At 57.1% G+C, this 254-nt stretch carries 1 protein-coding gene; it reads left to right on the plus strand.

Going from position 1 to position 254, the window contains the following annotated elements; translation table 11 throughout:
- On the plus strand, positions 1-254 hold a 254-nt coding region (locus tag Q0779_RS23910; RefSeq protein WP_298776770.1), incomplete at both ends, for a hypothetical protein.

Raw genomic sequence — 254 nt, forward strand, 5'->3', positions numbered from 1 at the left:
CGTGAGTTAATTGCCAGTTTACCGGCGCGCATGTTGGCCGCCCTGCCGCCCGACAAAGTAGTGGAAATGAGTGCGTACCATGTCACGCAATTGGGTATGGATACTGCCGTAGTCAGTGGCGGTACCGCAGTTGGCACCCTTGCAGGTGGCGTCGGTGGTCCCATTGCCTGCGCCTCACTCTTGCTTGCCGCCAATGGCCGCAAGGCAGGTAAAGTGCTAGAAGAAACCGTTGAAGTGCTTGGCGAGATGAAAGA

It is taken from the genome of uncultured Shewanella sp., assembly GCF_947491715.1.
GTDB lineage: Bacteria > Pseudomonadota > Gammaproteobacteria > Enterobacterales > Shewanellaceae > Shewanella.